19 protein-coding genes are annotated in these 23728 nt (G+C 72.2%); 10 read left to right on the forward strand and 9 right to left on the reverse strand.

Annotated elements, in window-relative coordinates; genetic code table 11:
* Positions 1-47: 47 nt before the first annotated feature.
* The gene (locus EJ357_RS36805; protein ID WP_126395989.1) at positions 48-1037 is read right to left on the reverse strand and encodes a helix-turn-helix transcriptional regulator; all 990 of its coding nucleotides are present in this window, start codon (positions 1035-1037) and stop codon (positions 48-50) included.
* Between the two features lie 971 nt (positions 1038-2008).
* Here EJ357_RS36805 and EJ357_RS36815 point away from each other — a divergent pair.
* Positions 2009-3349, forward strand: coding sequence for a PP2C family serine/threonine-protein phosphatase (locus EJ357_RS36815; protein WP_126395990.1), 1341 nt, complete (start codon positions 2009-2011; stop codon positions 3347-3349).
* Between the two features lie 28 nt (positions 3350-3377).
* On the opposite strand, the gene EJ357_RS36820 is transcribed toward EJ357_RS36815, so the two are convergent.
* A complete protein-coding gene (locus tag EJ357_RS36820) occupies positions 3378-4694 on the reverse strand; it encodes a helix-turn-helix domain-containing protein (protein ID WP_126395991.1) in 1317 nt (438 codons plus the stop codon).
* A 252-nt stretch (positions 4695-4946) separates the two neighbouring features.
* On the opposite strand from EJ357_RS36820, the gene EJ357_RS36825 reads away from it, so the two are divergent.
* The gene (locus EJ357_RS36825) at positions 4947-5564 is read left to right on the forward strand and encodes a hypothetical protein (RefSeq protein ID WP_126395992.1); all 618 of its coding nucleotides are present in this window, start codon (positions 4947-4949) and stop codon (positions 5562-5564) included.
* Between the two features lie 591 nt (positions 5565-6155).
* Entirely contained in the window at positions 6156-6638 is a 483-nt protein-coding gene (locus tag EJ357_RS36830) for an ATP-binding protein (protein WP_126395993.1), read from the forward strand.
* A 101-nt stretch (positions 6639-6739) separates the two neighbouring features.
* On the opposite strand, the gene EJ357_RS36835 is transcribed toward EJ357_RS36830, so the two are convergent.
* The gene (locus EJ357_RS36835) at positions 6740-7786 is read right to left on the reverse strand and encodes a DUF2637 domain-containing protein (RefSeq protein WP_126395994.1); all 1047 of its coding nucleotides are present in this window, start codon (positions 7784-7786) and stop codon (positions 6740-6742) included.
* A 325-nt stretch (positions 7787-8111) separates the two neighbouring features.
* A complete protein-coding gene (locus tag EJ357_RS36840; protein ID WP_126395995.1) occupies positions 8112-8963 on the reverse strand; it encodes a (2Fe-2S)-binding protein in 852 nt (283 codons plus the stop codon).
* A gap of 154 nt (positions 8964-9117) precedes the next feature.
* Here EJ357_RS36840 and EJ357_RS36845 point away from each other — a divergent pair, with 154 nt between their 5' ends.
* Complete coding sequence (locus EJ357_RS36845) at positions 9118-10053, forward strand: GntR family transcriptional regulator (RefSeq protein WP_228472722.1); 936 nt, start codon at positions 9118-9120, stop codon at positions 10051-10053.
* A 451-nt stretch (positions 10054-10504) separates the two neighbouring features.
* Here EJ357_RS36845 and EJ357_RS36850 read toward each other — a convergent pair whose 3' ends face one another.
* Positions 10505-11290 (reverse strand): hypothetical protein, encoded by a 786-nt coding sequence (locus EJ357_RS36850; RefSeq protein WP_126395996.1) that lies wholly within the window; start codon positions 11288-11290, stop codon positions 10505-10507.
* 326 nt (positions 11291-11616) lie between these two features.
* The gene (locus EJ357_RS36855) at positions 11617-13290 is read right to left on the reverse strand and encodes a PucR family transcriptional regulator (RefSeq protein WP_126395997.1); all 1674 of its coding nucleotides are present in this window, start codon (positions 13288-13290) and stop codon (positions 11617-11619) included.
* 376 nt (positions 13291-13666) lie between these two features.
* Here EJ357_RS36855 and EJ357_RS36860 point away from each other — a divergent pair, with 376 nt between their 5' ends.
* The 5 genes from EJ357_RS36860 (at position 13667) to EJ357_RS36880 (ending at position 20404) form a co-directional block, all read left to right on the forward strand.
* A complete protein-coding gene (locus tag EJ357_RS36860) occupies positions 13667-14560 on the forward strand; it encodes an FAD binding domain-containing protein (protein WP_126395998.1) in 894 nt (297 codons plus the stop codon).
* Positions 14560-15168: a (2Fe-2S)-binding protein gene (locus EJ357_RS36865; RefSeq protein WP_126395999.1), complete on the forward strand. Its 609-nt coding sequence runs from the start codon at positions 14560-14562 to the stop codon at positions 15166-15168. The genes EJ357_RS36860 and EJ357_RS36865 overlap by 1 nt, the downstream gene beginning before the upstream one ends.
* Positions 15169-15173: 5 nt before the next feature.
* Positions 15174-17558 carry a xanthine dehydrogenase family protein molybdopterin-binding subunit gene (locus tag EJ357_RS36870; protein ID WP_126396000.1) on the forward strand — a complete coding sequence of 795 codons (2385 nt, stop codon included), beginning with the start codon at positions 15174-15176 and terminating at the stop codon, positions 17556-17558.
* Between the two features lie 182 nt (positions 17559-17740).
* Positions 17741-19198 (forward strand): NCS2 family permease, encoded by a 1458-nt coding sequence (locus tag EJ357_RS36875; protein ID WP_126396001.1) that lies wholly within the window; start codon positions 17741-17743, stop codon positions 19196-19198.
* Positions 19199-19246: 48 nt separating this feature from the next.
* Positions 19247-20404 carry an XdhC family protein gene (locus EJ357_RS36880; RefSeq protein WP_126396002.1) on the forward strand — a complete coding sequence of 386 codons (1158 nt, stop codon included), beginning with the start codon at positions 19247-19249 and terminating at the stop codon, positions 20402-20404.
* Here EJ357_RS36880 and EJ357_RS36885 read toward each other — a convergent pair.
* The 3 genes from EJ357_RS36885 to EJ357_RS36895 all read right to left on the reverse strand — a co-directional run bounded on the left by EJ357_RS36885 (position 20350) and on the right by EJ357_RS36895 (position 22434).
* Positions 20350-21660, reverse strand: a complete 1311-nt coding sequence (locus EJ357_RS36885) for a lanthionine synthetase LanC family protein (protein ID WP_126396003.1) — start codon at positions 21658-21660, stop codon at positions 20350-20352. The genes EJ357_RS36880 and EJ357_RS36885 overlap by 55 nt on opposite strands.
* A gap of 33 nt (positions 21661-21693) precedes the next feature.
* Positions 21694-21930, reverse strand: coding sequence for a hypothetical protein (locus EJ357_RS36890; protein WP_126396004.1), 237 nt, complete (start codon positions 21928-21930; stop codon positions 21694-21696).
* A gap of 63 nt (positions 21931-21993) precedes the next feature.
* Positions 21994-22434 carry an SRPBCC family protein gene (locus tag EJ357_RS36895; RefSeq protein WP_126396005.1) on the reverse strand — a complete coding sequence of 147 codons (441 nt, stop codon included), beginning with the start codon at positions 22432-22434 and terminating at the stop codon, positions 21994-21996.
* 197 nt (positions 22435-22631) lie between these two features.
* Here EJ357_RS36895 and EJ357_RS36900 point away from each other — a divergent pair, with 197 nt between their 5' ends.
* A complete protein-coding gene (locus EJ357_RS36900) occupies positions 22632-23642 on the forward strand; it encodes a DUF2278 family protein (protein WP_126396006.1) in 1011 nt (336 codons plus the stop codon).
* The last annotated feature ends 86 nt before the right edge of the window (positions 23643-23728 follow it).

A 23728-nucleotide genomic window follows, 5' to 3' on the forward strand; every position in this document is an offset into this window, starting at 1 on the left:
GCCCGCGAGGACGCGCAGATCAGCGTGGTCGCCGGGGGTGCGCCCCGTCACCCCTGCCGCTCCCGCGCCACCCACCCCCGGTCGTACGCGTGCCACCCCAGCTGCAGCCGGGTCGTCACCCCGGTCAGCTCCATCAGACGCTTCACCCGGCGCTGCACGGTCCTCAGGCCCAGGTCCAGCTGCTTGGCCACGCTCGCGTCGGTCAGTCCGGCCAGCAGCAGGGAGAGCACCTCCAGGTCGGTCTCGTCGGGCCCGTCCGGCTGCTGCTCGGTGATGCCGGACGTGCCGAGGCGTATCGGCAGCGCCTCCCGCCATACCGACTCGAACAGCCCGGAGAGCAGCTCCAGGAGCCCGCTCGCGTGGACGACCAGGGCGGCAGGCTCCGCGGTGTGCGAGGTGAGCGGGACGAGGGCGAGGGTGCGGTCGGCGATCACCAGCTTGGTCGGGACCCGGTCCACGACCCGCACCTGTTCCTCGCGGCCGAGCGCGGCGGACAGCTCGGTGATGCCGTGCGGCTGGTCGAGGACCGAGCGCTCCAGGACCACGCGGTAGCGGACGCCGCGATCGGCGGCCTGCTCCTCCGCGTCGTTCTCCGTGCCGGTGACGGCGACGGGGCTGCCGGTGACCAGCGTGCACACCTCCTCGCTCGCCCCGAGCTGGAGCTGCAGGAAGCGCTGCGACACCGCGGCCGCCCCGATCACCACCTCGACCAGGTCGTGCACGGCGGGTTCGGCGGCCGCCGCCCGGTACTCCTCGGCGAGCATCGCGGCCGCCAGCTCCGCCCGCTCCAGCTCGTGCCGCTGCTGGGTGAGCAGCGCGCCCAGCGCCACCCCGGGCGGTGCGGCGACCCAGCGGCCGGGGCGGGCCGAGGACTGGGCCGCGAGACCGTGCCGCTCCAGACGGCGCAGGGCGCGCTCGGTGTCGTACTCGCCGAGGGTCAGCCGTCGCGCGAGATCCGGTACGTCGGCGGCGCCCACGGACACCAGGGCCCGGTACGCCGACTCGTGCGTCTCGTCGAGACCAATCGCTCCCAGCATCGGGCCGCGCCCCTCCCCAGGTCGAACACCGGTGTCCGGTCCGTGGCGGAAAGCGGCCACGGCGCAAAACCGCCTCCGCACATCATCGCCGCACCACCTGTGACTCTGCCAAGGTGTCGCCACCGCAGCATCAACCGTCGCCCGCTTTGCCCGACTTGGGCAGTCTTGGCCTGTGCTTTCGCGCCCGTGGGCAGGCGGCAGCACGGAAAGAGACGATCTTGGGGAGGAGCGATACCGCGTACGGCCCTGGGCGCGGCGACCGCCGCCATCCTGGCCGTCACGACAGCCGTACCCACGCACGCGGCAGACGCCGCACCGACATATGCGGCAACCGACGTACCCGCACCCGTGGCCACCGACGTGCCCACCGACGGGCCGGGATCGCTGACCGGCGCCGGCTCGCGGGCCACCCCCGGTACCGGCGCCGGCTCCGTCGTCACCCTCGTCTCCGGCGACCGCGTCCTCGTCACGTCCGGCGACGACCTGTACGTCTACCCCGAGGGCGCGGCCTCGTCCTCGACCCGATCGACGGTGTCGCCCTCCCTCGGCGGGCACCCTTCCGCTCGGCACTGGACGAGAACGTGTACTAGCAAGGCATAGCGATGCTATTCCTGAGGTACACGCTGCCCGAGGACGGCCTCAAGACACTCCCCGCCGAGGGCGGTCAGGCGATCACCCTCACGGCTACGGGCCACGCGGGCTACGAGCCGGGGGAGTTGACCGACGTCGCGCACGGTCACATTCAGGGCCGTCCTGACCGACGCGAACGGCACCTCGGTCACCCAGATCGTGAGCCGGGCCCACGACGTGCGCTGACGCGCGCGAAGGGGATCCGGGCCCGGGTCACACAAAAGTCGCCGGGCGGCTCTCCCGTGGGGGGTGGGGCTGCCCGGCGACCTGTGTCGCCTCTTGGGGTCGGATTTTCCGGATGCCCCGTTTTCATCCGGCCCGTGCGGTGGACAATTGGGGGCATGAGCCAGCAGGGGGGAAGGCCCACCGGTCACGAGGACGACTGGTGGGGGCAGCTGTACGGCGACTCCGCCGAGGACACGGGCGCCACGGCCGCGCCGGACTCGCTCGACGACCGGTTCGCCTCGGCGGCGGGGGTGTCGGGCAAGAGCGCTGCGGTTCCGGCGCCACGGGCGGGCGCGGACGCCGTGGAGGTTCCGTCGACCTTCCCGCCCGGTCTGCCGAGGCCGCCGGGATTCACGGTGGAGGAGCCGGGACCCGCGGTGGAGCCACCCGGAATCGCGGTGGAGGCACCGCCCCCGGAGCGCGCGACGCCGACGCGTGAGGACGACGAGCCCCGCACGGCGACCCACGTGGACGTCCCCACCCGCCTACCGGCCCCCGTCGACTACGTGGGCAGCGGCCCACCCACCTACGCCCCCGAACCCACCGCTCTTCCGCCCGCGGACCCCGACGACCTCGACGACCTGGTCGCCGACACCGTCCTGGACGGCGCGCACTACGGCGCCTGCACCCTGCGAGCCGTCTCCCTGCGCGGCGACTCCGCCCGCTACCGGGGCGAACCCCGCCGCGACTCCCTGCTCACCGCCCGCTTCGGCACCGGCGAACACGCCCTGATCCTCGTGGCGATGGCGACCGGCGCCCGGGCCACCCCGAACGCCCACCGCGCCGCCGCCGAGGCCTGTCACTGGATCGGCCGGGCCGTCGGCCGCAGTCATCCGCAGCTCGCGGAGGACATAAGGGCCGCCCGGCGCGCCGACCTGAAGTCCGGCCTGCACCGCCTCACCGACCGCAGCCTCGGCAAACTCCGCGCCAGCGCCGCGGAACAGGGCATAGAGCCGGAGGAGTACGCGGCGACCCTGCGGTGCCTGCTCCTTCCCGCCGACCCCGACTGCCGTACCCGCGTCTTCTTCGGCGTCGGAGCGGGCGGACTGTTCCGCCTGCGGGACGGCGAGTGGCAGGACATCGAGCCCCGCGTCACCGACGCCACCGGCGAACCCGTCGTCGGCTTCGGCTCGTTGCCCCCCGAGACCCCCGAGGGCGACCGCCTCACCATGGACCTCGGCATCACCACACCTCCGAGTCCCTACGACCCGGCGCCCGAGCCGCCCCGCGAACCCTTCCGCTTCCGCGCCTCCGTCGCCCGCGCCGGCGACACCCTCCTGATGTGCACGGGCGGCCTCGCCGACCCGCTGCGCGGCGAACCCGAACTCGCCGCCCACCTGACCGGACGCTGGTCCGGCCCCGAACCGCCGGGGCTCGCCGAGTTCCTCGCCGACACCCAGGTCAGGGTGAAGGGGTACGCCGACGACCGTACGGCCGCCGGCGTGTGGGAGGCGTGAGGAGACGACCCGCCCCCGGCGGTACGGCTCAGCCGTATGTCATCCACTTGCGCGCCGAGGTGTCGTACTCGTACCGCGGCAGTCCTTCGGTGCTCGTCGTGCGGAACGGGCGGCCGTGGTCGTCGATGCGGACCGTGCCGGTGCGGCCCTGGGAGGACCAGTCCAGCTCGAGGTACCAGCTGCAGTCGCACCCCTCCGTCCGCGCGTCGATCAGCAGCACCTCCGGGTCCTCGTCGGACACGCGGTACGGCAGCCGCATCGCCGGGATCGTCACGCCCGTGTCGTTGCCGTCGACCGGGCGTGCGATGGGCCGGTCCTTGTCGAGGTCGACGTCGAAGTAGCGGGGCGTCAGCGCTCCGCCGCAGCCGTTGTTCATGGCGTACGCGTTGCCCTCGGCGGGTGCCGAGCGGCCCACGACGCGTACCCGGAGCGCCTTCAGGACGACGGCCGCAGACGACCGCCCCTGCACGCTGATCTCCACCAGCGTCTGCCGTCCGTGCACCGCGCTCTGCGACGCCGCCCAGGCCGCGGCGTCCTGCGGGGCCGGCGGCGGGGGCACCTGCTGCGGGGACCTGGTGACGACGTAGGTGTGGCCGCAGCCGGCCTGCCAGACATGGGAGTCGGTGCTCCAGGTGAGGGGGACACCGGTCGAGGGCGGCTCCTGACCGGCTCCCTTCGAGGGCTTGCCGGCGCTCTCGGTGGGCTTCGCCGAGGGCTCCTCGGACGTGCCGGACGAGGGCGAGGAGGTGGTGGGTGAGGGGCTGGGGGACTTGGCCGACTTCGGGCGGGGGGTGGCCGCCTCCGTCGTACGGGGCGGATCGGTCGCCTGGACGGAATCGCTCGCCCGGGGACCGTCGTCGTCCGGCAGCGCGGAGAGGCTGCCGAGCGTGGCGAGGAGTGCCGTCGCCACTGCGGCGGAGACCAGGAGGCGTCGGCGCCGGTACCACGGGCGGCGGGGTGGCTCGGTCGGTGCCTCGTCGGGCATCGCGGAGGAGGAGCCGTCCGCGGATGAAAGGTCGCTGTCCGAGGGGGCGTTGCCAACCGTAGGAGCAGCGGGCGTCGTCGCGGGAGGGCTCGCCGTCCGTGCCCGTTGGCGCGCCGCCACCGCCAGGATCCACAGCCGGTGCAGCTCCAGCCGCTCCTCCGGCGTCGCCTGGCACAGCGCGGCGAAGCGCTCCACGGGTGCGAAGTCGAGGGGGACCGCGTCACCGGCGCAGTAGCGGTGCAGCGTGGAGGTGTTCATGTTCAGGCGGCGGGCCAGCTGGCCGTAGCTGCGGTCGGTGCGTTCCTTCAGGCGTCTGAGTAACGCCGCGAACTCCTGGACGTCGTCCTGTACTTCCGACACAGTTCCCCCGCGTCCTCACCGTCCCGGGACGGCATCCCAGGCACTCCATATACCTGCACGTCAGAAGGGCTGGGATGGTTCCACCGTCGCGGATCCGGCGGCGGAGCTTGCGGCCGTCCGCTGTGACCGCTGATGCTCTTGGTGTCGCACCGACCGGGCCGACAGGGCCGGGAGGCCGGACGGACCATCCGGCCCCGGTGACGACCCTCTTTGCGATCTTTCACGCTCTCATCTCACTCACGGGGGACATCCATGCCCAAGCGCACCCGAGCCGGCATGCTCGCCGCACTCGCCGTCGCGGGCCTCGCCGCAGGCGCCGCACTCTCCGCCGCACCGGCCGGCGCCGCGACCAAGGCGCCCGCGCCGAAGTTCCTGTCGGCCTCCCAACTCCCGCCGCACCCCTCCTCCGCCTGGACCGCCGGCAAGGTCACCGACGGCGTCCCGGAGGAGATGCAGTACTGCTTCGGCGAGGCACTGCTCGCCTACGACTCCCGCTACCGCACCTTCCGCACCGACCTCGAGACCAATGCCCAGCAGCTCAACGTCGTCGTCGGCGACAACGCCAAGGCCAAGGCCCTCGCCACGCGCCTCAACAAGGAGGTCCGGTCCTGCGTCGAACGCAGCGACGCCGACCCGGAGATCGAGGCCGAGTACCGGAGCTACGGCAGCCTGCCGGTCGAGGAGGGCGCCCGCGTCCACGGCGTGCACACCCGCGCCTCCTGGGGCGCCATGGACATCGGCCTCCTCTCCGTCGGCCGGGACGGCGGCACCGTCACCGTCGTGCAGTGGGGGCAGATGGGCGACTTCACGAGCGCGCCGGTGAAGGCCTTCAAGAAGACGACCACCACCGCGGTCAACAAGCTCTACTGACCGCCGCGCCGGCGGGGCCGCCCTCCCGGACGGGGGTCGGGCGGGCGGCCCCGCACCATCGGAACGCCCCTTCGCGCAGGCCGCACCATCCCGGCTGAACAACCGATTTCCGGCCAGTTTCGCCGCCCTCGGGCACGAGCGCCGGGAGCGCCTCGGTGCCGAGCCCCAACCGTCACACCTCTGCGTCGGGTACGGCGGTAGCGGCAGGCGGTAGTCGGCGAGCGGACCGATCCTCCACCGTCAGGAGGTCTCCATGCCCGTCGGCATGTGGTCGTGCGGGACTGCCCTGGTCGGCCGCCCCGGCCGGAAGCAGAAGAACCGCCTCGCCTCCCCTCGCCGGAACCCGTCCCCGGCCTGACGGGAGCGTGCGTGGCCGGTGGCCGACACGGTTCGTCCGTCGCGTACGACGACTCCCGGGCGGCCGGTGGGTGACGTTCCAGGATTCATCCACCGGGCCCGGGCCGCCACAACGATGGCCGAACACCCGGTCGTTGACGATTCGACATGACTGTCGGGGGTCCGTCCGGGAAATGGTTCCCGTGAACGTGTTCGAGCAGGAGGGGAACGAACATCGGCACGCGGGCGGGGGTCATGAAGAGGCAGGCATGGGGAGGCGGTCCCACGACATTCGGGGCCTCCTCGGTGGAGGCGGTGGAGGGCAGGGCCGCGAGCGCCGGGGAACACACGCAGACGCCTCAACTCAGGCGCAGACTCGGGCGGGCGGACCTGCGCGCGGTCCCGGAGGCACGCAAGGCACTGCGCGAACTGTTACGGACCTGGGGAAGGCCCGGACGATCGGACATAGCCGAACTGCTCACCAGCGAACTCGTCACCAACGCGATGGTGCACACCGACCGTGAAGCGGTCCTGACGGCCACCGTCGGACCGGGCGGACTCCGGGTGGAGGTGCGGGACTTCGTGTCCCGCAGGCCCAGACCGCGCGTACCGAACGCCGACGACGGTACGAACGGCAGAGGCCTGCTCCTGGTCCAGTCCCTCGCGGACGCCTGGGGTGTGCAGCCGCACGGCGTGGGGAAGGCGGTGTGGTTCGAGCTCGACGCGGACGCGGCGTAACACGTACGCGGCTCCGGCGTGACGACGTACGACAACGGGAAGGGGCGCGACCCGAGACCTGGGTCGCGCCCCTTCCCGTCGACGAGAGGCGTGCGGCGTTCTCAGCCGAACTGCTGCTCGAGGTCCTTGAGCTTGCGCTCCAGGGAGTCGAGTCGCGGCAGCGCCATTGTGTCGTCCTCCGCGGTGAGGTCGACGGTCACCGGGTCAGAACCGGTGCGTACGGGCTGCAGTGAGGGACGTGAGCGTACCGGCAACTGTTCCGGCGTGGATATGGCAGGCTCCGCGGAGACTTGGGCCGAGGCGCGCTCCAGGGCCGCCTGCGGCTCCACGTGCCGTCCGCCGCCGCCGCGGCCGACGAAGCCGCGGTGGCCCCGGCTGATCGCCTTCAGCTGGGCACGCTCCATGCGCTGCTGCTCGCGCCGGCGCAGGCGGGCCGTCTCCTTCTGCCGCATGTCCTCGCGGACCTCGTCGACCGCCTCGTCCAGGCTGCGCACGTTCTCCAGCAGCATCAGCGACCAGGCCTTGTAGGTCTCGCGGGGCGCCCGCAGCCAGCGGACGATCCGGATCTGCGGGAGGGGCCTGGGCACCAGACCCTGCTCGCGCAGGGCGGCCCGGCGGGTCTGCTTGAGCGCCCGGTCGAACAGCACCGCCGCGGACAGGGACATGCCGGCGAAGAAGTGCGGGGCGCCGTCGTGGCCGAGGCCCCTGGGCGCGTGCACCCAGTTGAACCAGGCCGCGGCGAACGCGAACGTCCACACGAGTATGCGGGAGCCGAGGGCCGCGTCACCGTGGCTGGCCTCGCGGACGGCGAGTACGGAGCAGAACATGGCCGCGCCGTCGAGGCCGAAGGGCACGAGGTACTGCCAGCCGCCGGTGAGGCCGAGGTTCTGCTCACCGAAGCCGACCAGGCCGTGGAAGGAGAGTGCCGCGGCAACGGCCGCACAGCAGAACAGCAGGACGTAGGAGACGGTGCCGTACAGGGCTTCCTTGCGCCGACGGCGCTCCTCGCTGCGCTCCCACGAGTCGTCCGCGCTCGTGTCCTTCCCCGCGGCCTTCCCGCGCCGGAGCACCGCTATCGCCGCCAGCAGGCCCAGGAGCAGGACGGCGCCCGGAAGCAGCCAGTTCAGCGATATGTCGGTCAATCTCATCTGGGGTCCCTTGCATTGGGATAGGGCGTAACGCCCGCCATAGTGGCCCAATCCCACCGGCCCTCAGAGGGTTTCGGGGCAAGAGGCCGCCAAGGAAGTGCAAGGGGATGCCCAGGGCGGCGTTCTGCTCGAACTGCCGCTTGAGGGGCGGGAGTTGAGTTCGAGCAACACTACCCGTACGGGTGGTTCCAGGAAAAGTTCCTGCGCGGAGTGAGGAATTTGTGAAACGCCTGTAACCGTAACGGGTGTCGCGCTCTCGGGTGATCTTACGGCACGGCGGATTACAGCCACGTCTGAGGGGGGCTCAGCAGGCAGTGACGGTACCTCAGCCGGCGGCGGCCAGAAGCTTGTTGACCCGGTCCACGTCGCAGGTGCGCGGGCAGGTGGCGCAGGTGTCCTCGGGGCGCACCGTGTAGAACATGCAGCAGCTCGCCCGGTCCCGGGTGGGCAGTGACTCGCCGTTCGGGCCGGTGAGTTCACGGAACGCGGCCGAACCGACGTACGGTTTCGTCGCGCCCGGCAGCAGCAGCTCCAGCTCGCGCCGTGCGCGGTCCTGCTCGCCGTCGCCGAACAGGTGGGCGACGTACCACAGGCCCTCCACGACCTCGTCGGTCGCCATGCCCCACAGGGCGCGTCCGCGTCGCCGCATGCGGGGTCCGAAACCGCCGAGAACGGGTTCGAGGTGCTCGGCGACGGCCGTACGCACCTCCGCGCGCAGCGCCTCCTCGTCCGGTACGACCCTGGCGCCGGGCAGCGTCGCCGCCGGGTCGTCGGGGAGGCAGGCGAAGGTGGTGGGGCTGGCGGCGAGGCGGCCTATGGGGAGGCCGGGGGCCGTGCGGTCGTAGGAGACATGTGTCACGGGGAAGCGGGGGACACGGTGGAGCAGGAACCAGGGCACGGTGATCAGCAGGCAGACGGGCCAGGCGTAGCGGTGCAGGCCGAAGCTGGCGACGACGTCCGGGCGTGCGGGCTGTCCGTAGTCGCGCAGTACCTGTGCGTCGTCCCATGCCAGGAACGCGTCGAGGCCGGCGCCGCCCTCCGCGAGCGCCGTGGCGGGGATCCAGCCGCCGTGTTCGGGGAGGTGCTCGTCGCCGGTCGGCTGGATGATGTCGAGCCCCGGGAAGGCCTCGGTGAGACGGGTGTACGCGTCCGCGAGGGCTATGGGGGGCACGGGCATGGGGGCCGCCGATTCGCTCGACTTCAAAGGTAAGGCTTACCTTACCCAAGATCGCTGCGGTTTGAACTGTCGAGTTCTGCGCCTAAGGTGCTTGACGGGCGAGTAACAACCCGCCGTAATGACGCCAAGTACCGACACGTCCGGAGGAGGACCCGTGAAGCAGGGCGCGCAGGGCTCCGCGGAAACGGGGAATCCACAGGTCTCGCAGAGCCCGCGTGTTTCGCGGGTCTCGGATGCCTCGGGGGCGTCGGGTGTGCCGAGGGTGCCGCCGCAGGGCGGGGGCGTGGACCGGGGCCCAGGTCTGGGCGCGGGCGCGGGGCTGGGTTCGGGTCCTGGTCTGGGTCCGGTGTCGGGGCAGACCCGGTCCCGGGAGACTTCGGGAACTTCGGGGACTTCGGGGACACCGGCGGCTCGTGGTGAGCACACCCACAGTGAGCAGCCCATTCCGCGGCCGCGGCCGGTCCTTCAGCGGGTCTCGGTGCGGGGGCAGATCCTCGACGCGCTGCGTACGGCGCTCGTCACCGGTGACCTTGCGCCCGGGGAGGTCTACTCGGCTCCCGCGCTCGGCGAACGCTTCGGGGTCTCCGCGACGCCGGTTCGCGAGGCCATGCAGCAGCTCGCGTTGGAAGGGGCCGTGGAGGTCGTTCCCAACCGGGGGTTCCGGGTGGTCGAACGCGGGGCCCGGGAGCTGGCCGAGCTGGCCGAGGTCCGTGCGCTGATCGAGGTCCCGGTGATGCTCCGGCTCGCACGCACCGTCCCTGCCGAACGCTGGGCGGAACTACGGCCGTTGGCCGAGGCGACGGTTCGCGCGGCGTCGACCGGGTGCCGGGCGACGTACGCGGAGTCGGACCGCACCTTCCATCGCGCCGTGCTCTCCCTCTGCGGCAACGACCAACTCGTCCAGATCGCCGACGACCTCCACCGCCGCGCCCAGTGGCCCCTGGTGAGCCCAGCCCGCCCGACCGGCCGCGGCCATGCCGACCTCGTCGCCGACGCGGCGGAGCACACGGCGTTGCTGGACGCGTTGGTCGCCGGGGAGCTGGAGGTTGTGCGGTCGTTGGTGGGGGAGCACTTCGCGGGGGCGGGCTGAGGTTGTCGCGTCCCTGCCTGCGGCGGCCTGTGCGGGTGGGGTGGGGGTGCGCGTAGCGCCTGCGGGTGGGGTGTGGGTCGGGGCCGTGCCGGGGGGTGTCCGTCCTCGGACCGGCGGTTGGACTTAGGCCGGGAGGTGCCGCGTGTTGACGCCGGCCACTGCGGGCGGACACCCCCCGACACGTCCCCTTCCCGCCGTACGCGGCCGCCGGGTGCGTGGGGGTACGCGGCCACCTCTCGGCGCCGGTCCCGGCATTCCAGCCCGTCCGGCGTTTGAGGGCGAGGTGGCGCCATCCCCGGTGGGCCGTCACCTCTGGACGCCGGTCCCGGCATTTCAGCCCGTCCGGCGTTTGAGGACGAGGCCCTTCGGGCCGATGCGGGGGTCTGGGGGCGGCAGCCCCCAGGGACGGGACGGGTAGGGGCGGCGGGGGCGAGGAAAAGGCTGGGGCGGGTCACGCCGTGGCGGCCGCCCCCGGGGTGGGGGGAGTCAGTTGGTGGGCGAGCCATGTGGGGACGCCGCCCAGGAGGCGGAACAGGCGGCGGGCCTCCTCGCGCAGGCGCGACGCCTCGGGTTCGGCCTCCGCGTCGGCGAGGGAGGCCAGCGCGGGCGCCGTGCCCACCAGATAGCCCAGCTCCTCGCGGATGCGCAGGGACTCGGCGAAGCCGTGGCGGGCCTCCGCCAACTCGCCGTCGCGCAGGGCGAGTCCGGCCAGGTGACGCCAGGTGAAGGAGAGGAGGAGCGGGTCGGCGTGGGCCGTCGCGCCCGCATGGGCCCGCCGGTACGCCGCACGGGCCGCCTGGGGGGAACGCGCGAGGTTCTCCGCGAGCAGCCCCCGCCGGAAGTCCAGCACCGCCCGCCCCGCCGCCCCCGGAGGGATCAGCGCCGCCGCCCGCCCGAGCGCGGCCCGCGCCTCGTCGGCCCGGTCGCGCACTGAGTGCAGGGTCGCCGCGTAGGCAAGTTGCCCGCGTTCACAAGCGGCCGCCCCCCGCTCGTCGTCGCTGTGGGCCAGTGCCTCGGCCGTGCGCAGCGCGTCCTCGGCCTCCTCCCAGCCCTGCTCGGTGTAGAGACACCGCTCCACCAGCAGCGCGGCCCGCTGCAGCGCGGCCTGAGCGGTGACCGGCTGGAGCAGGGCCGCCGCGTCCGCCCAGCAGGCGCGTGAGCGCAGCCGCCATACCGCGGTCTGGAGTGGATCGTCACCGGCGGTCGTTCCGTTACCAGACATGGCGGTCTGCGCCACCTCGCCCTCCCCAAGCTTCTGTCCTGCGGATCAGCTCGGGGTCGCGGGGCAGGGCACGCACAGCCGTGGCGGCGGCGTCGGTTCGCCGCGGTAACGGCTGGTCGACACGGCTCCTCCGCCTCGCAACTGCACGCACCACGCCCTGCTCACCGGCGTCGCCGGGCACTGTCCCTCCAGCGCGCCATCGAGCTGTTGAGTGGTGGCGGCATCTCAGCACGAATCTCCGGGCCCGGCCAAGAGGGTGGGTGAAGGATTTCACAAAGTCGTGGGACAGGGGCGGCACTTGGTGCCATCCCCGTGCCGCCCGTGCGAGGGGTTCCGCGAGGTCAACTCATCCGCAATGCCAAGAAGAAATCCAGCTTGTCCTCCAGGCGCGAGAGGTCCCGGCTCGTCAACTGCTCGATCCTCCCCACTCGGTAGCGCAACGTGTTGACGTGCAGGTGAAGGCGGGTCGCGCAGCGGGTCCAGGAGCCGTCGCACTCCAGGAAGGCCTCCAGGGTGGGGATCAGTTCGGCGCGGTGGCGGCGGTCGTACTCCCGGAGCGGGTCGAGCAGGCGTGCCGTGAAGGCCCGGCGTACGTCGTCCGGTACGAACGGCAGGAGCAGGACGTGCGAGGCGAGTTCCTGGTGGCCTGCCGCGCAGACCCGGCCCGTACGGGCCGCCGCCACCCGGCGGGCGTGCCGGGCCTCCTCCAGGGCGCCGCGCAGGCCCTCCGCCGAGTGCACCGCCGCGCTGACGCCCAGGGTGACCCGGCCGTCGTCGTCCAGGCCCGCCGACAGCGGTTCCCGGATCGTGTCGAGGAGCGCGTCGGCGAGGATTCCGGCCTCCGAGCCGTCGTGCTCCGTGGAGACGGCCGGCAGGGGGACCAGCGCGATGGCCTCGTCGCCCATGTGGGCCACGGCGATGCGGTCGGAGGGTTCCGGGCCGGTCGCCAGGGGGTCCACCAGGATTTCCTCCAGGAGGGACTGGGCGATCGGGCCCGCCTCGATCTCGCCGCCGTCCCATTCGACGCGGGCCACGACCACCTGCCAGTGCGGGGCCGCGCCGAGGCCCGGCAGCAGCACCGGGGCCGCCACCCGCAGGCGGGCGGCGATCTCCGCGGGGGCCGCGCCCGTCTGGACCAGTTCCAGGACCTCCTGGGCGAGGCGGCGGCGGACCGTGCGCGCCGCGTCCCTGCGGTCCCGCTCCACCGAGATCAGCTGCGTGACGCCCTGGAGGAGGTCGAGCCGCTCCTCGGGCCAGTCGCTCGCGTCCGCCTCCACGGCCAGCAGCCAGTCCGACAGCACGGTCTCGCGCACGTCCCGCGCGGCCTGCGGGGCGCGGCCGCTGCTGCGGATCGGGAACAGGGAGTACGTCGTCGTGCCGAGGGTCATCCGGTGCGGGCCGCGGCGGCCCGTGCGGGCGGCCGACAACTGCTCCGCCGCCAGCCTCGCGCACACCTCGGCGGGCAGCGCCGGGGCCGCGACCTTCGGGTCCGCGATCAGCCGCCCCGTCGGCGACAGCACCCACGCCCGCAGGTCCAGGTCCGAGCCGAGGAGGTCGAGGACCACGTCCGGGCCGCCGCCCGCCGGGCCCGACGTCATCATCCGGCGGTGCCGGTCCACGACGGCCGCGAGGTCCCCGGCCCGCTCGCCGCTCACCTGCCGTACGACGTGCTCGGTGATCGTCGCGAACGCCACCGACTCGTGCACGGCGAACAGGGGGAGCCGATGGCGGGCGCAGGCCAGGACCAGGTCGTCGGGTACGTCCCCGAGCTCGGCCTCGCCCGCGGCCAGCGCCACCACGCCGTTCTGCACCAGGAGGTGCACGAAAGGGTCGGAGTCCGCGGCGTTCCGCCGCCAGGCCAGCCCCGTGAGCACCAGCTCACCGCCCGAGAGATAGCGGCTGGGGTCCCTGAGGTCGGTGGTCATCACACCGCGCACGGTGCGGTCCAGCTCGTCCTCGCCGCCGAGCAGCTTGAGGCCCAGCGCGTCGGTGTCCAGCAGTGCGCGCAGCCGCATTCTCGTCGCCGCCGTTCTTTGTCTCGAAATCTACGATGGATCTATGAGGGTCGTGATGTGAGCGGCCCGTTCGAGGACCTGTGGGTGGTGACCGGCGTCTGCCGGGCTGTGTTCCGGCTGTGTCCCTGGTCACAAGGGCTGTAACGCACGTTTCCACGGAAAAACGAGGAGGTTACTGGTGACCTCTGTTCATACGAATCTACAAGATGCCCGCCCTGGCCAGCCAACTCCTTCATGGTTTCCGTGACTGACAGGGTCGGAGTTCGGCGCTGTGTACTGACGTCAGTCCTCGTTAACAACACATGAACGAGCCGGGCCCGTCGCACCTGATCTGGCTCAAACCGTACGACCCACCAGACGAAGGAGAGAGTCGGTCATGGACTTCCTTCGCCCCGCCAGCTGGGGGGAGGCGCTCGCCGCCAAGGCCGAGCACCCCACCGCTGTGCCGATTGCGGGTGGCACCGATGTGATGGTCGAGATCAACTTCGACCACCGCCGGCCCGAGTACCTCCTCGACCTGAACCGCATCGGCGACCTCGAGGAGTGGGAGGTCGGCGCGGACAGCGTGCGGCTCGGGGCCTCGGTCCCCTACACGAGGATCATGGAGAACCTGCGCGGCGAACTGCCGGGTCTCGCTCTCGCCTCGCACACGGTGGCCTCCCCGCAGATCCGCAACCGCGGCGGCGTCGGCGGCAACCTCGGCACCGCCTCCCCGGCCGGCGACGCCCACCCCGCCCTGCTGGCGGCCGGCGCCGAGGTCGAGGTCGAGTCGGCCCGGCGTGGCACCCGGCTGATCCCGATCGACGCGTTCTTCACCGGCGTGAAGCGCAACGCGCTCGCCGCCGACGAGCTCATCCGGGCCGTGCACATCAAGAAGGCCGACGGGCCGCAGCAGTTCTCCAAGGTGGGGACCAGGAACGCCATGGTCATCGCCGTGTGCGCCTTCGGTCTCGCGCTGCACCCCGAGACGCGCACCGTACGGACCGGGATCGGCTCGGCCGCGCCCACCCCGGTGCGTGCCAAGGCCGCCGAGGAGTTCCTGAACGCGGCGCTCGAAGAGGGCGGCTTCTGGGACAACGGCAAGATCATCACCCCGTCGGTCGCCCAGCGGTTCGCGGACCTGTGCTCCGCCGCCTGCAACCCGATCGACGACGTCCGGGGCACGGCGAGCTACCGCCGCCACGCGGTCGGCATCATGGCCCGCCGCACGCTGACCTGGACCTGGGAGTCGTACCGCGGCACCGCCGCTCACGTGGAAGGGGTCGCCTGATGCGCGTCAACTTCACTGTCAACGGACGTCCGCAGGAAGCCGACGACGTCTGGGAGGGCGAGTCCCTGCTGTACGTGCTGCGCGAGCGGATGGGGCTTCCGGGCTCGAAGAACGCCTGTGAGCAGGGCGAGTGCGGGTCTTGCACCGTTCGTCTCGACGGGGTTCCGGTGTGTTCGTGTCTGGTGGCCGCCGGGCAGGTCGAGGGCCGTGAGGTCGTCACCGTCGAGGGGCTCGCCGACTACGCCAAGCAGCGTGCCGAGGGCGGCTGCGCGACCGGTGCGTGCGGTACCTCGCTTCAGGACGCCCAGCCGGGGGTCCCCTCGGGCGAAGCCTGGGGGAGGGCCGCCAAGGGGCAGGACTCGCAGACCGGCGAGGGCACCGAACTCTCCGCGATCCAGCAGGCGTTCATCGACGCCGGTGCCGTCCAGTGCGGCTTCTGCACCCCGGGTCTGCTGGTCGCCGCCGACGAGATGCTGGAGCGCAACCCCAGCCCGAGCGACGCGGACATCCGCGAGGCCCTCTCGGGCAACCTGTGCCGCTGTACCGGCTACGAGAAGATCATGGACGCGGTCCGCCTCGCGGCTGCCCGGCAGGGAGAGGCGGTCTGAGCCACATGCCCACCAACGGCGCTCCCACCAAGATCACCCAGGGGTCCAGGACCAAGGGCGGCATCGGCGAGTCGACCCTCCGCCCGGACGGCACCCTCAAGGTCACCGGCGAGTTCGCGTACTCGTCCGACATGTGGCACGAGGACATGCTCTGGGGCCAGATCCTCCGGTCGACCGTCGCGCACGCCGAGATCGTGTCCATCGACACGAGCGAGGCCCTCGCCACGGCAGGCGTCTACGCCGTCATGACGTACGACGACCTGCCGACCGACGTGCGGAACTACGGCCTGGAGATCCGGGACACCCCGGTCCTCGCGCACGGCAAGGTACGCCACCACGGCGAGCCGGTCGCCATCGTCGCCGCCGACCACCCGGAGACGGCCCGCCGGGCCGCGGCCAAGATCAAGGTCGACTACCGCGAGCTGCCCGTCATCACCGACGAGGCCTCCGCGACCGCCCCGGACGCGATCCTGGTCCACGAGGGCCGAGATGACCCCCACGCCGGCCATGTCCCGCACCCGAACATCGTGCACCGCCAGCCGATCTTCCGCGGCGACGCGGCCGAGGCCGCGAAGCGGGCCGACTTCGTCGTCAAGGGCGAGTACACCTTCGGCATGCAGGACCAGGCCTTCCTCGGCCCGGAGTCCGGCCTCGCCGTGCCGGACGAGGACGGCGGCGTCCACCTGTACATCGCCACCCAGTGGCTGCACAGCGACCTGCGCCAGATCGCGCCCGTCCTCGGCCTGCCCGAGAGCAAGGTCCGGATGACGCTGTCCGGCGTCGGCGGAGCCTTCGGTGGCCGCGAGGACCTGTCGATGCAGATCCACGCCTGCCTGCTGGCGTTGCGCACGGGCAAGCCCGTGAAGATCGTCTACAACCGGTTCGAGTCCTTCTTCGGGCACGTCCACCGTCACCCGGCCAAGCTCTCCTACGAGCACGGCGCCACGAAGGACGGCAAGCTCACCCACGTGAAGTGCCGGATCGTGCTGGACGGCGGCGCGTACGCCTCCGCCTCCCCGGCGGTCGTCGGCAACGCCTCCTCGCTCAGCATCGGACCGTACGCGGTCGACGACGTCGACATCGAGGCCGTCGCCCTCTACACCAACAACCCGCCCTGCGGCGCCATGCGCGGCTTCGGCGCCGTCCAGGCGTGCTTCGCCTACGAGGCGCAGATGGACAAGCTGGCCGACGCGGTGGGCATGGACCGGGTGGAGTTCCGGCAGCTCAACGCCATGGAGCAGGGGACCGTCATGCCGACCGGGCAGCGGGTCGACTCCCCGGCGCCGGTCGCCGAACTCCTGCGCCGCGTCAAGGCGATGCCGCTCCCGCCGGAGCGCCAGTGGGAGAGCAGCGAGGGCGCGGACGTACGGCAGCTGCCCGGCGGCCTCTCCAACACCACGCACGGCGAAGGCGTCGTACGCGGCGTCGGCTACGCGGTCGGCATCAAAAACGTCGGCTTCTCCGAGGGCTTCGACGACTACTCCACCGCCAGGGTGCGCATGGAGGTCGTCGGCGGTGAGCCCGTCGCCACCGTGCACACCGCGATGGCGGAGGTCGGCCAGGGCGGTGTCACCGTCCACGCGCAGATCGCCCGCACCGAGCTGGGCGTCGCCCAGGTGACGATCCACCCGGCGGACACGCGGGTCGGCTCGGCGGGTTCGACCTCGGCCTCCCGGCAGACGTACGTCACCGGTGGCGCGGTCAAGAACTCCTGCGAGCTGGTCCGGGAGAAGGTCCTTCAGATCGGGCGCCGCAAGTTCGGCTCCTACCACCCCGCCTGGGCCGACGCCGAGCTGCTCCTGGAGGGCGGCAAGGTCGTCACCGACGGCGGCGAGGTCCTCGCCGACCTGGTCGACGTCCTCGAGGACGAGACGGTCGAGATCGAGGCCGAGTGGCGGCACCGTCCGACCGAGGCCTTCGACCTGCGCACCGGCCAGGGCTTCGGCCACGTCCAGTACTCCTTCGCCGCGCACCGCGCCGTCGTCGAGGTCGACACCGAGCTCGGCCTGGTGAAGGTGATCGAGCTGGCCTGCGCCCAGGACGTCGGCAAGGCCCTCAACCCGCAGTCCGTCGTCGGCCAGATCCAGGGCGGTACGGTCCAGGGTCTCGGCGTGGCGGTCATGGAGGAGATCGTCGTCGACCCCAGGACGGCGAAGGTGCGGAACCCCTCCTTCACGGACTACCTCATCCCCACGATTCTCGACACGCCGACCATCCCCGTCGACGTGCTCGAACTCGCCGACGACCACGCCCCGTACGGGCTGCGGGGCATCGGCGAGGCCCCCACCCTGTCGTCGACCCCGGCCGTCCTCGCGGCGATCCGGAGCGCGACCGGGCTGGAGCTCGACCGGACGCCTGTACGACCGGAACACCTCACCGGCACGGCGTAAGGAAACCCAGTAGGAACTCTCCGGGCGGCGCCGGGAACGTCACACTTCGCCGCGCCGCCCGGAGTACCCAGTTCGTTCGTCTCGGGCCGTCCCCCGGGTCGTGCGGCCGCAGCACCTTCCCAAATCCCGCAATCTTCCACGCAACACGCGGGTGCCCCTTTGAACCTTGGGAGTAGGCCCACATGACCCAGCAGTCACTTGAGCCGGCGACCGCAGCCGAAGACGCGGGAGAAGGCACTCGCGTCCCGGCCGGCAGGTCCTGGCTCGACCGGTACTTTCACATAACCAAGAGAGAGTCCACGATCGCGCGCGAGGTGCGCGGCGGCATCACCACCTTCATGGCGATGGCGTACATCCTCCTGCTCAACCCCCTCATCCTGTCCGGCAAGGACGCGGCGGGGGACACCCTCGCGCAGAAGGCACTGATCACCGCGACCGCGTTCGCGGCGGCCTTCACCACGCTGCTGATGGGCTTCTTCGGCAAGGTGCCGCTCGCCCTCGCCGCCGGCCTCTCCGTCTCCGGCGTGCTCGCCTCGCAGGTCGCCCCGCAGATGACGTGGCCGCAGGCCATGGGCATGTGTGTGATGTACGGCGTGGTCATCATGCTGCTGGTCGTCACCGGCCTGCGCGAGATGATCATGAACGCGATCCCGCTCGCGCTCAAGCACGCGATCACCATGGGCATCGGCCTGTTCGTCGCCCTGATCGGCCTGGTGAAGGCCGGCTTCGTGCATCAGGGCGAGGCGACCCCGCTCAGCCTCGGCCCGGCCGGTGAACTGGCCGGCTGGCCGGTGCTGCTCTTCGCCGCCACGCTCCTCGCGATCTTCATGCTCCAAACGCGCGGCATCCCCGGCGCGATCCTGATCGGCATCGTCGGCGGCACCGTCCTCGCGGTCGCCCTCAACGCACTCGACGTCATCGACCCCAAGCAGTGGGCCAGCGGCGCTCCCGAACTGCACGGCAGCGCGGTGTCCATGCCGGACTTCTCGATCTTCGGCAACGTCGAGTTCGGCGGCTGGGGCGAGGTCGGTGCCATGACGGTCGGCATGATCGTGTTCACGCTCGTGCTCGCCGGGTTCTTCGACGCCATGGCGACGATCATCGGCGTCGGCACCGAGGCCAAGCTCGCCGACGACAAGGGCCGGATGCCGGGCCTGTCCAAGGCGCTGTTCATCGACGGCGCGGGCGGTGCGATCGGCGGCGTGTCCGGGGCCTCCGGCCAGACGGTGTTCGTCGAGTCGGCGACCGGCGTGGGCGAGGGTGCCCGTACGGGGCTCTCCTCGGTGGTCACCGGCCTGTTCTTCGCGGCCTGCCTGTTCTTCACTCCGCTCACGGCGATCGTGCCGGGCGAGGTAGCCGCGGCGGCCCTGGTGGTGATCGGCGCCATGATGATGATGAACGCACGGCACGTGGACTGGGCCGACCGGGCCACCGCGATCCCGGTGTTCCTCACGGTCGTGATCATGCCGTTCACGTACTCGATCACCGCGGGCGTCGCGGCCGGCGTCATCTCGTACGTCGCCATCAAGATCGCTCAGGGCAAGGCAAGGGAGATCGGGGCATTTATGTGGGCCCTGACAGGCATCTTCCTGGTCTTCTTTGCCCTCAATCCCATTGAGAGCTGGATGGGGGTGCACTAGCCGGTGCCTGAACCGCCCTCCGCACAACAGCGTTGAGGAGACCGACAGATGCTGGACATCGCCGAAGATCTGCACCGGTGGGTCGAGCAGGGACGTGACTTCGCCGTGGCCACCGTGGTGGCGGTCGGCGGCAGCGCACCCCGCCGGCCCGGCGCCGCACTCGCGGTGGACGCCGACGGCACGGCGGTCGGCTCGGTCTCCGGCGGCTGTGTGGAGGGCGCGGTCTACGACCTGTGCCAACAAGCGCTCCAGGACGGCGAGACCGTCCTGGAGCGCTTCGGGTACAGCGACGACGACGCCTTCGCGGTCGGCCTGACGTGCGGCGGCGTCATCGACATCCTTGTCACGCCGGTACGGGCCGCCGATCCGGCCCGCCCGGTGCTCGCGGCCGCGCTGCGGGCGGCCGCGGGCGGGGAGGCGGCGGCACTGGCACGGATCGTGTCCGGGCCGCCTGACCTGATGGGCCTCGCCCTTCTGGCCGGCCCCGACGGCTCCTACGAGGGCGGCTTCGGCGCCCACCCCGAACTGGACCGCACGGTCGCGGCGCAGACGGCCGCGTTCCTGGACGCCGGCCGCACCGGCACCCTGGAGATCGGCGAACAGGGCTCGCGCTGCGGAGCCGCGCTCACCGTGCTCGTCGAGTCCTCGGTCCCGCCGCCCCGGATGATCGTCTTCGGCGCGATCGACTTCGCGTCGGCGCTGGTGCGGATCGGCAAGTTCCTGAACTACCACGTGACGGTGTGCGACGCCCGCCCCGTCTTCGCGACGAAGGCGCGCTTCCCGGAGGCCGACGACATCGTCGTCGAGTGGCCGCACACCTACCTGGAGCGCACGCGGGTCGACGGCAGGACCGTCCTGTGCGTCCTCACGCACGACGCCAAGTTCGACGTACCCCTGCTGCGGCTCGCCCTGCGCCTCCCGGTGGCGTACGTGGGCGCGATGGGCTCGCGCCGCACCCATCTCGACCGGAACGAGAGACTGCGCGAAGTCGGCGTCAGCGAACTGGAGTTGGCCCGCCTCCGCTCCCCGATCGGCCTGGACCTCGGCGCCCGTACGCCCGAGGAGACGGCCCTGTCGATCGCCTCCGAGATCGTCGCCGACCGGCGCGGCGGCAGCGGCGTCTCACTGACCGGCGCGCACACGCCGATCCATCACGACGCCACGTCCACGTCGTCGCCGACGGGGCGGATCGGGTCGGTGGCCTGAGCTCGCGGCACCGGCTGGTCGGGCCAGGAGAAGGCGTACGCCTGCTCACCGCCCCGGCCGATCCTGACGTACCGCAGGAGCTCACGGACGATCCCCGAACTGCCCATGGCCCACCCGGTCTCCGGTTCCCGGGCGCTCGGGGTGGCACGGAACTCGACGTTGGACCAGCGGGCGCCGTCGGCGTCCCGGGTGGCGTGGGCGGCGATGTCCGCGACGAGGACGTCCGCGAACCCGGGGGAGTCCCCCTGCTCGGCGATCCGGTCGCAGGCGAGGGCGAGGACGCCCGCGGTGCCGCAGCAGCGGCCGCTGTTGTCCCAGAAGCCGGGGCGCAGCCGCCCGGGCAGACCGGAGTGCGTGACGGTGTGCCAGCAGCGGTCGGCGAGGGCCGACCAGGCGGGATCGGCGGTGAGGTCCCGCAGCAGCCGGAAGGCGTGCGCGTCGCCGGCCGGGCCGTGGCACCAGCCGTAGCTGTGGCGGTCGATCAGGTCGGGCAGCCGCTGGGGGTCGGAGTGCGGCACGAGGAACCCCTCGGGGCCGCCCTCGTCGCGGGCCACGACGTCCGCGACCCCGGCCAGCCCCAGCTCGGTGAGATCCGTACGGCCGGTCGCCGACCCCACGGCGGCCAACGCGTACGCGATCCCGAGCGTGCCGTGCGACATGTGGTGCAGCCGCGACTCGACACCCCGCCGGAACTCCCATGTGACGCCCGCGCTCGTCGCCTCGGCCGTCCGCGCGTACGGCTCCAGCGCCAGTACGGCCAGCTCGGCGTCGCCCGCCGCCAACGCGCCCAGCCCGATGCCCGCGTTGCCGCCCATCAGCTCGAACAGCTCGCCCCAGCGCGTCCCGTCGAACCGTGACCGCACCCGGTCGAGGGCACGACCGGCGGCCAGGCCGGCGTCCGCGCAGCCGAGTTCACGATGGAGGGTCCGCAGGGCGAGCGCGATGCCGGTGAGACCGAAGTAGAGCGAGTCGTCCGGGTACGCGTCGACCACGTCCGCGAGGGAACGCGCGGCGCGCAGCGCGAGGTCGGCATACGCGTCGTCACCGAAGTGCCGCCACGCCTCCAGCAGCACCGGCACGACCCCGGCCGTACCGTTGTAGAACATCGGGTCGACCTCGGCGTCCGACCTCCGGACGGGCCAGCCGAGCCCACCGTTCCCCGCCTCCCGCGCACCCGACAGCAGCCACCGCAGCCCGTCCACGGCGAGCGCCTCGACCTCGTCCGGCCCCATGCCCGTTGCCTCAGCCTCCGTCATGGCGCCCACTCTGGAACGGCGGATTCCGGGGCCTCACGCCCGCAGCAGGAAACACCGCGCCTCGCCGGGTGCCGGCACCTCCCGCCCTCGCTCCCCGACCGCCCGCTCCGCCATGAAGGCGATGACGAGTCGCATCGCCACGAGGTCGAAACCGGCTCGCGGCAGTCTGGCCCGCACCTCGGCCGCGTCCTCGAAGTCCAGCCGATGCCCAGGGCCCGGGTGCCCGCGCGGGGCGCACCGCCTGGCCGGGCAGCCGCAGTTCCCGCTCACGGACGCCCCGAAAGCCTCGCCCCCGCGCGAAGTGGTCGTCCCAGCGGGATCGTTCGACGGGCGTCACGCCCGCCTCAGCAACCGGTTCATCGCCCGCCCGAACACATACCTGGCCGCCCGCTCCACCACACCGTCCAAGACCCCCGGCACGAACCGCACCCGCAGCTCCTCCCGCCACACCACCCGCGCACGTCCGCCCGGCCCGGGCCGCACCTCGATCTCGGCCCAGCCCGTGATCACGCGCCCGCGCTTCTCCAGCCGGCACCGGCCCGGGGTGTCGTCACCCGGGGGCTGCCACACCGTGACCTCCATCGGGTCCTCGAAGGAGAGCGGGCCGAGACCGGAGCGGGCCACGAAGCGTGTGCCCTCGTGGGTCGGTTCGGGGGTCGTGACGCGGACGCGGGTCAGGGGGACGACGTCGGCATGGCGGGGCCACTCCGTCAGGCGGCGCCACGCCTCCGGGAGGGGGAGCGGAACCGTGCGTTCGAGGAGGAAGTTCGCCACGGGGGCGATCTTACGGAACGGTCCTGTGGAATCCGGGCTGGTCACGGCGCGGTCGTATACGGGTCGTGCAGGCGGTCCAGCCGGATGTCGGCGGGCGGACGTACGTGAGGTGAACTCGGCTTCGGACACCGGGCCCTGCCCTTACGCTTCCCCCCAAGGGTGGGCATTCCGCCCGCCTTCAGGGGGAGTTGGTCGCCATGCCACTGAAGACCTACGGCGTACTCATCGCACGGGCCGTCGACACCCGGCGCGAGGGCGCCGACGACACACCGCACTACCAGATCCACCTCACCGACGACAGCGGCACGAACTACCGTGCCGCAGTCAACGTCCTCTCCCAGCAGCAGCCTTCCGAACTGCTCTACTTCGTCAGCGAGGACTTCCGGCACCCGATCACGGACCGTCTGGCGGGGCTGGGAAGCGGCTGGCACACCCTGCCGGCCGGACCCGGCGGCCCGAACCTCGACTACGTGCGCGGCAACCTCTTCGACCCGGCCCTGCTGCGGAAGCTGCCCCCGGACCTCGAAGGCCCCGACAACGACCTCGCCGACCTCCTCGACCACTCCGTCCGCCGCGCGGTGGCCGACTCCGAGGCCCGCGTGTATCTGTTCGGCGAGCGCTGGGGGCCCGAGGCCAGGGTCAAGGACAAGGTCTTCGGCTTCCAGCCCGGCAACGGCGTCCACGACATCCACATGAACCAGGGCAACAGCCGCCGCTTCCGCGACGACGACGGCGTCTGGCAGGACGGCGGGATGCTCATCCACTTCCCGGCGCGGTCCCGCTGGGTCGGCATCTTCCTCGCCTTCCAGAGCCAGTCCTGGAAGACGGACGACGTCACCGGCCATGCCGTCGAGGACGTCGACGGCTCACGTCCGGTGCCCGGCAGCCGGCCCGTCCGGATCGTCGCGGCCCTGGTCAACCCGCGCGGCCCGGCCCCCGAGGCCGAGACGGTGACCCTTCTCAACGCCTCGCCCGACGCCGTCGACCTGACCGGCTGGCACCTCCAGGACCGGCTCGGTCAGCGGTCCGCCGTCCCGCCCGGCCCGCTCGCCGCCGGCGCCTGCCTCACCGTCCGACTGAGCGGGGGCGCCCAACTCGGCAACCATGGCGGGGAGATCAGCCTCCTCGACGCCAGGAGGAGCAAGGTCGACGGAGTCTCCTACACCGCCGAGCAGGCCGGGCGGGAGGGCTGGTCCGTCGTCTTCTGACGGAGCGTGCGGGCCGGGGGCGGCCGCCGATACGCCGTCTACCGCATCCGTACACCCGTACGGCACGATGAGCGCGACCCGCACCA

This window comes from Streptomyces cyaneochromogenes (assembly GCF_003963535.1).
Classification (GTDB): domain Bacteria; phylum Actinomycetota; class Actinomycetes; order Streptomycetales; family Streptomycetaceae; genus Streptomyces; species Streptomyces shaanxiensis.

Excerpts from the sequence above, each read along its gene's own strand:
- EJ357_RS36875 (WP_126396001.1), top strand. The coding sequence starts at position 17,741 with ATGACCCAGCAGTCACTTGAGCCGGCGACCGCAGCCGAAGACGCGGGA.
- EJ357_RS36825 (WP_126395992.1), top strand. The coding sequence starts at position 4,947 with ATGCCCAAGCGCACCCGAGCCGGCATGCTCGCCGCACTCGCCGTCGCG.
- EJ357_RS36860 (WP_126395998.1), top strand. The coding sequence starts at position 13,667 with ATGGACTTCCTTCGCCCCGCCAGCTGGGGGGAGGCGCTCGCCGCCAAG.
- EJ357_RS36830 (WP_126395993.1), top strand. The coding sequence starts at position 6,156 with ATGAAGAGGCAGGCATGGGGAGGCGGTCCCACGACATTCGGGGCCTCC.
- EJ357_RS36880 (WP_126396002.1), top strand. The coding sequence starts at position 19,247 with ATGCTGGACATCGCCGAAGATCTGCACCGGTGGGTCGAGCAGGGACGT.
- EJ357_RS36815 (WP_126395990.1), top strand. The coding sequence starts at position 2,009 with ATGAGCCAGCAGGGGGGAAGGCCCACCGGTCACGAGGACGACTGGTGG.
- EJ357_RS36855 (WP_126395997.1), bottom strand. The coding sequence starts at position 13,290 with ATGCGGCTGCGCGCACTGCTGGACACCGACGCGCTGGGCCTCAAGCTG.
- EJ357_RS36865 (WP_126395999.1), top strand. The coding sequence starts at position 14,560 with ATGCGCGTCAACTTCACTGTCAACGGACGTCCGCAGGAAGCCGACGAC.
- EJ357_RS36900 (WP_126396006.1), top strand. The coding sequence starts at position 22,632 with ATGCCACTGAAGACCTACGGCGTACTCATCGCACGGGCCGTCGACACC.
- EJ357_RS36840 (WP_126395995.1), bottom strand. The coding sequence starts at position 8,963 with ATGCCCGTGCCCCCCATAGCCCTCGCGGACGCGTACACCCGTCTCACC.
- EJ357_RS36885 (WP_126396003.1), bottom strand. The coding sequence starts at position 21,660 with ATGACGGAGGCTGAGGCAACGGGCATGGGGCCGGACGAGGTCGAGGCG.
- EJ357_RS36835 (WP_126395994.1), bottom strand. The coding sequence starts at position 7,786 with ATGAGATTGACCGACATATCGCTGAACTGGCTGCTTCCGGGCGCCGTC.
- EJ357_RS36805 (WP_126395989.1), bottom strand. The coding sequence starts at position 1,037 with ATGCTGGGAGCGATTGGTCTCGACGAGACGCACGAGTCGGCGTACCGG.
- EJ357_RS36870 (WP_126396000.1), top strand. The coding sequence starts at position 15,174 with ATGCCCACCAACGGCGCTCCCACCAAGATCACCCAGGGGTCCAGGACC.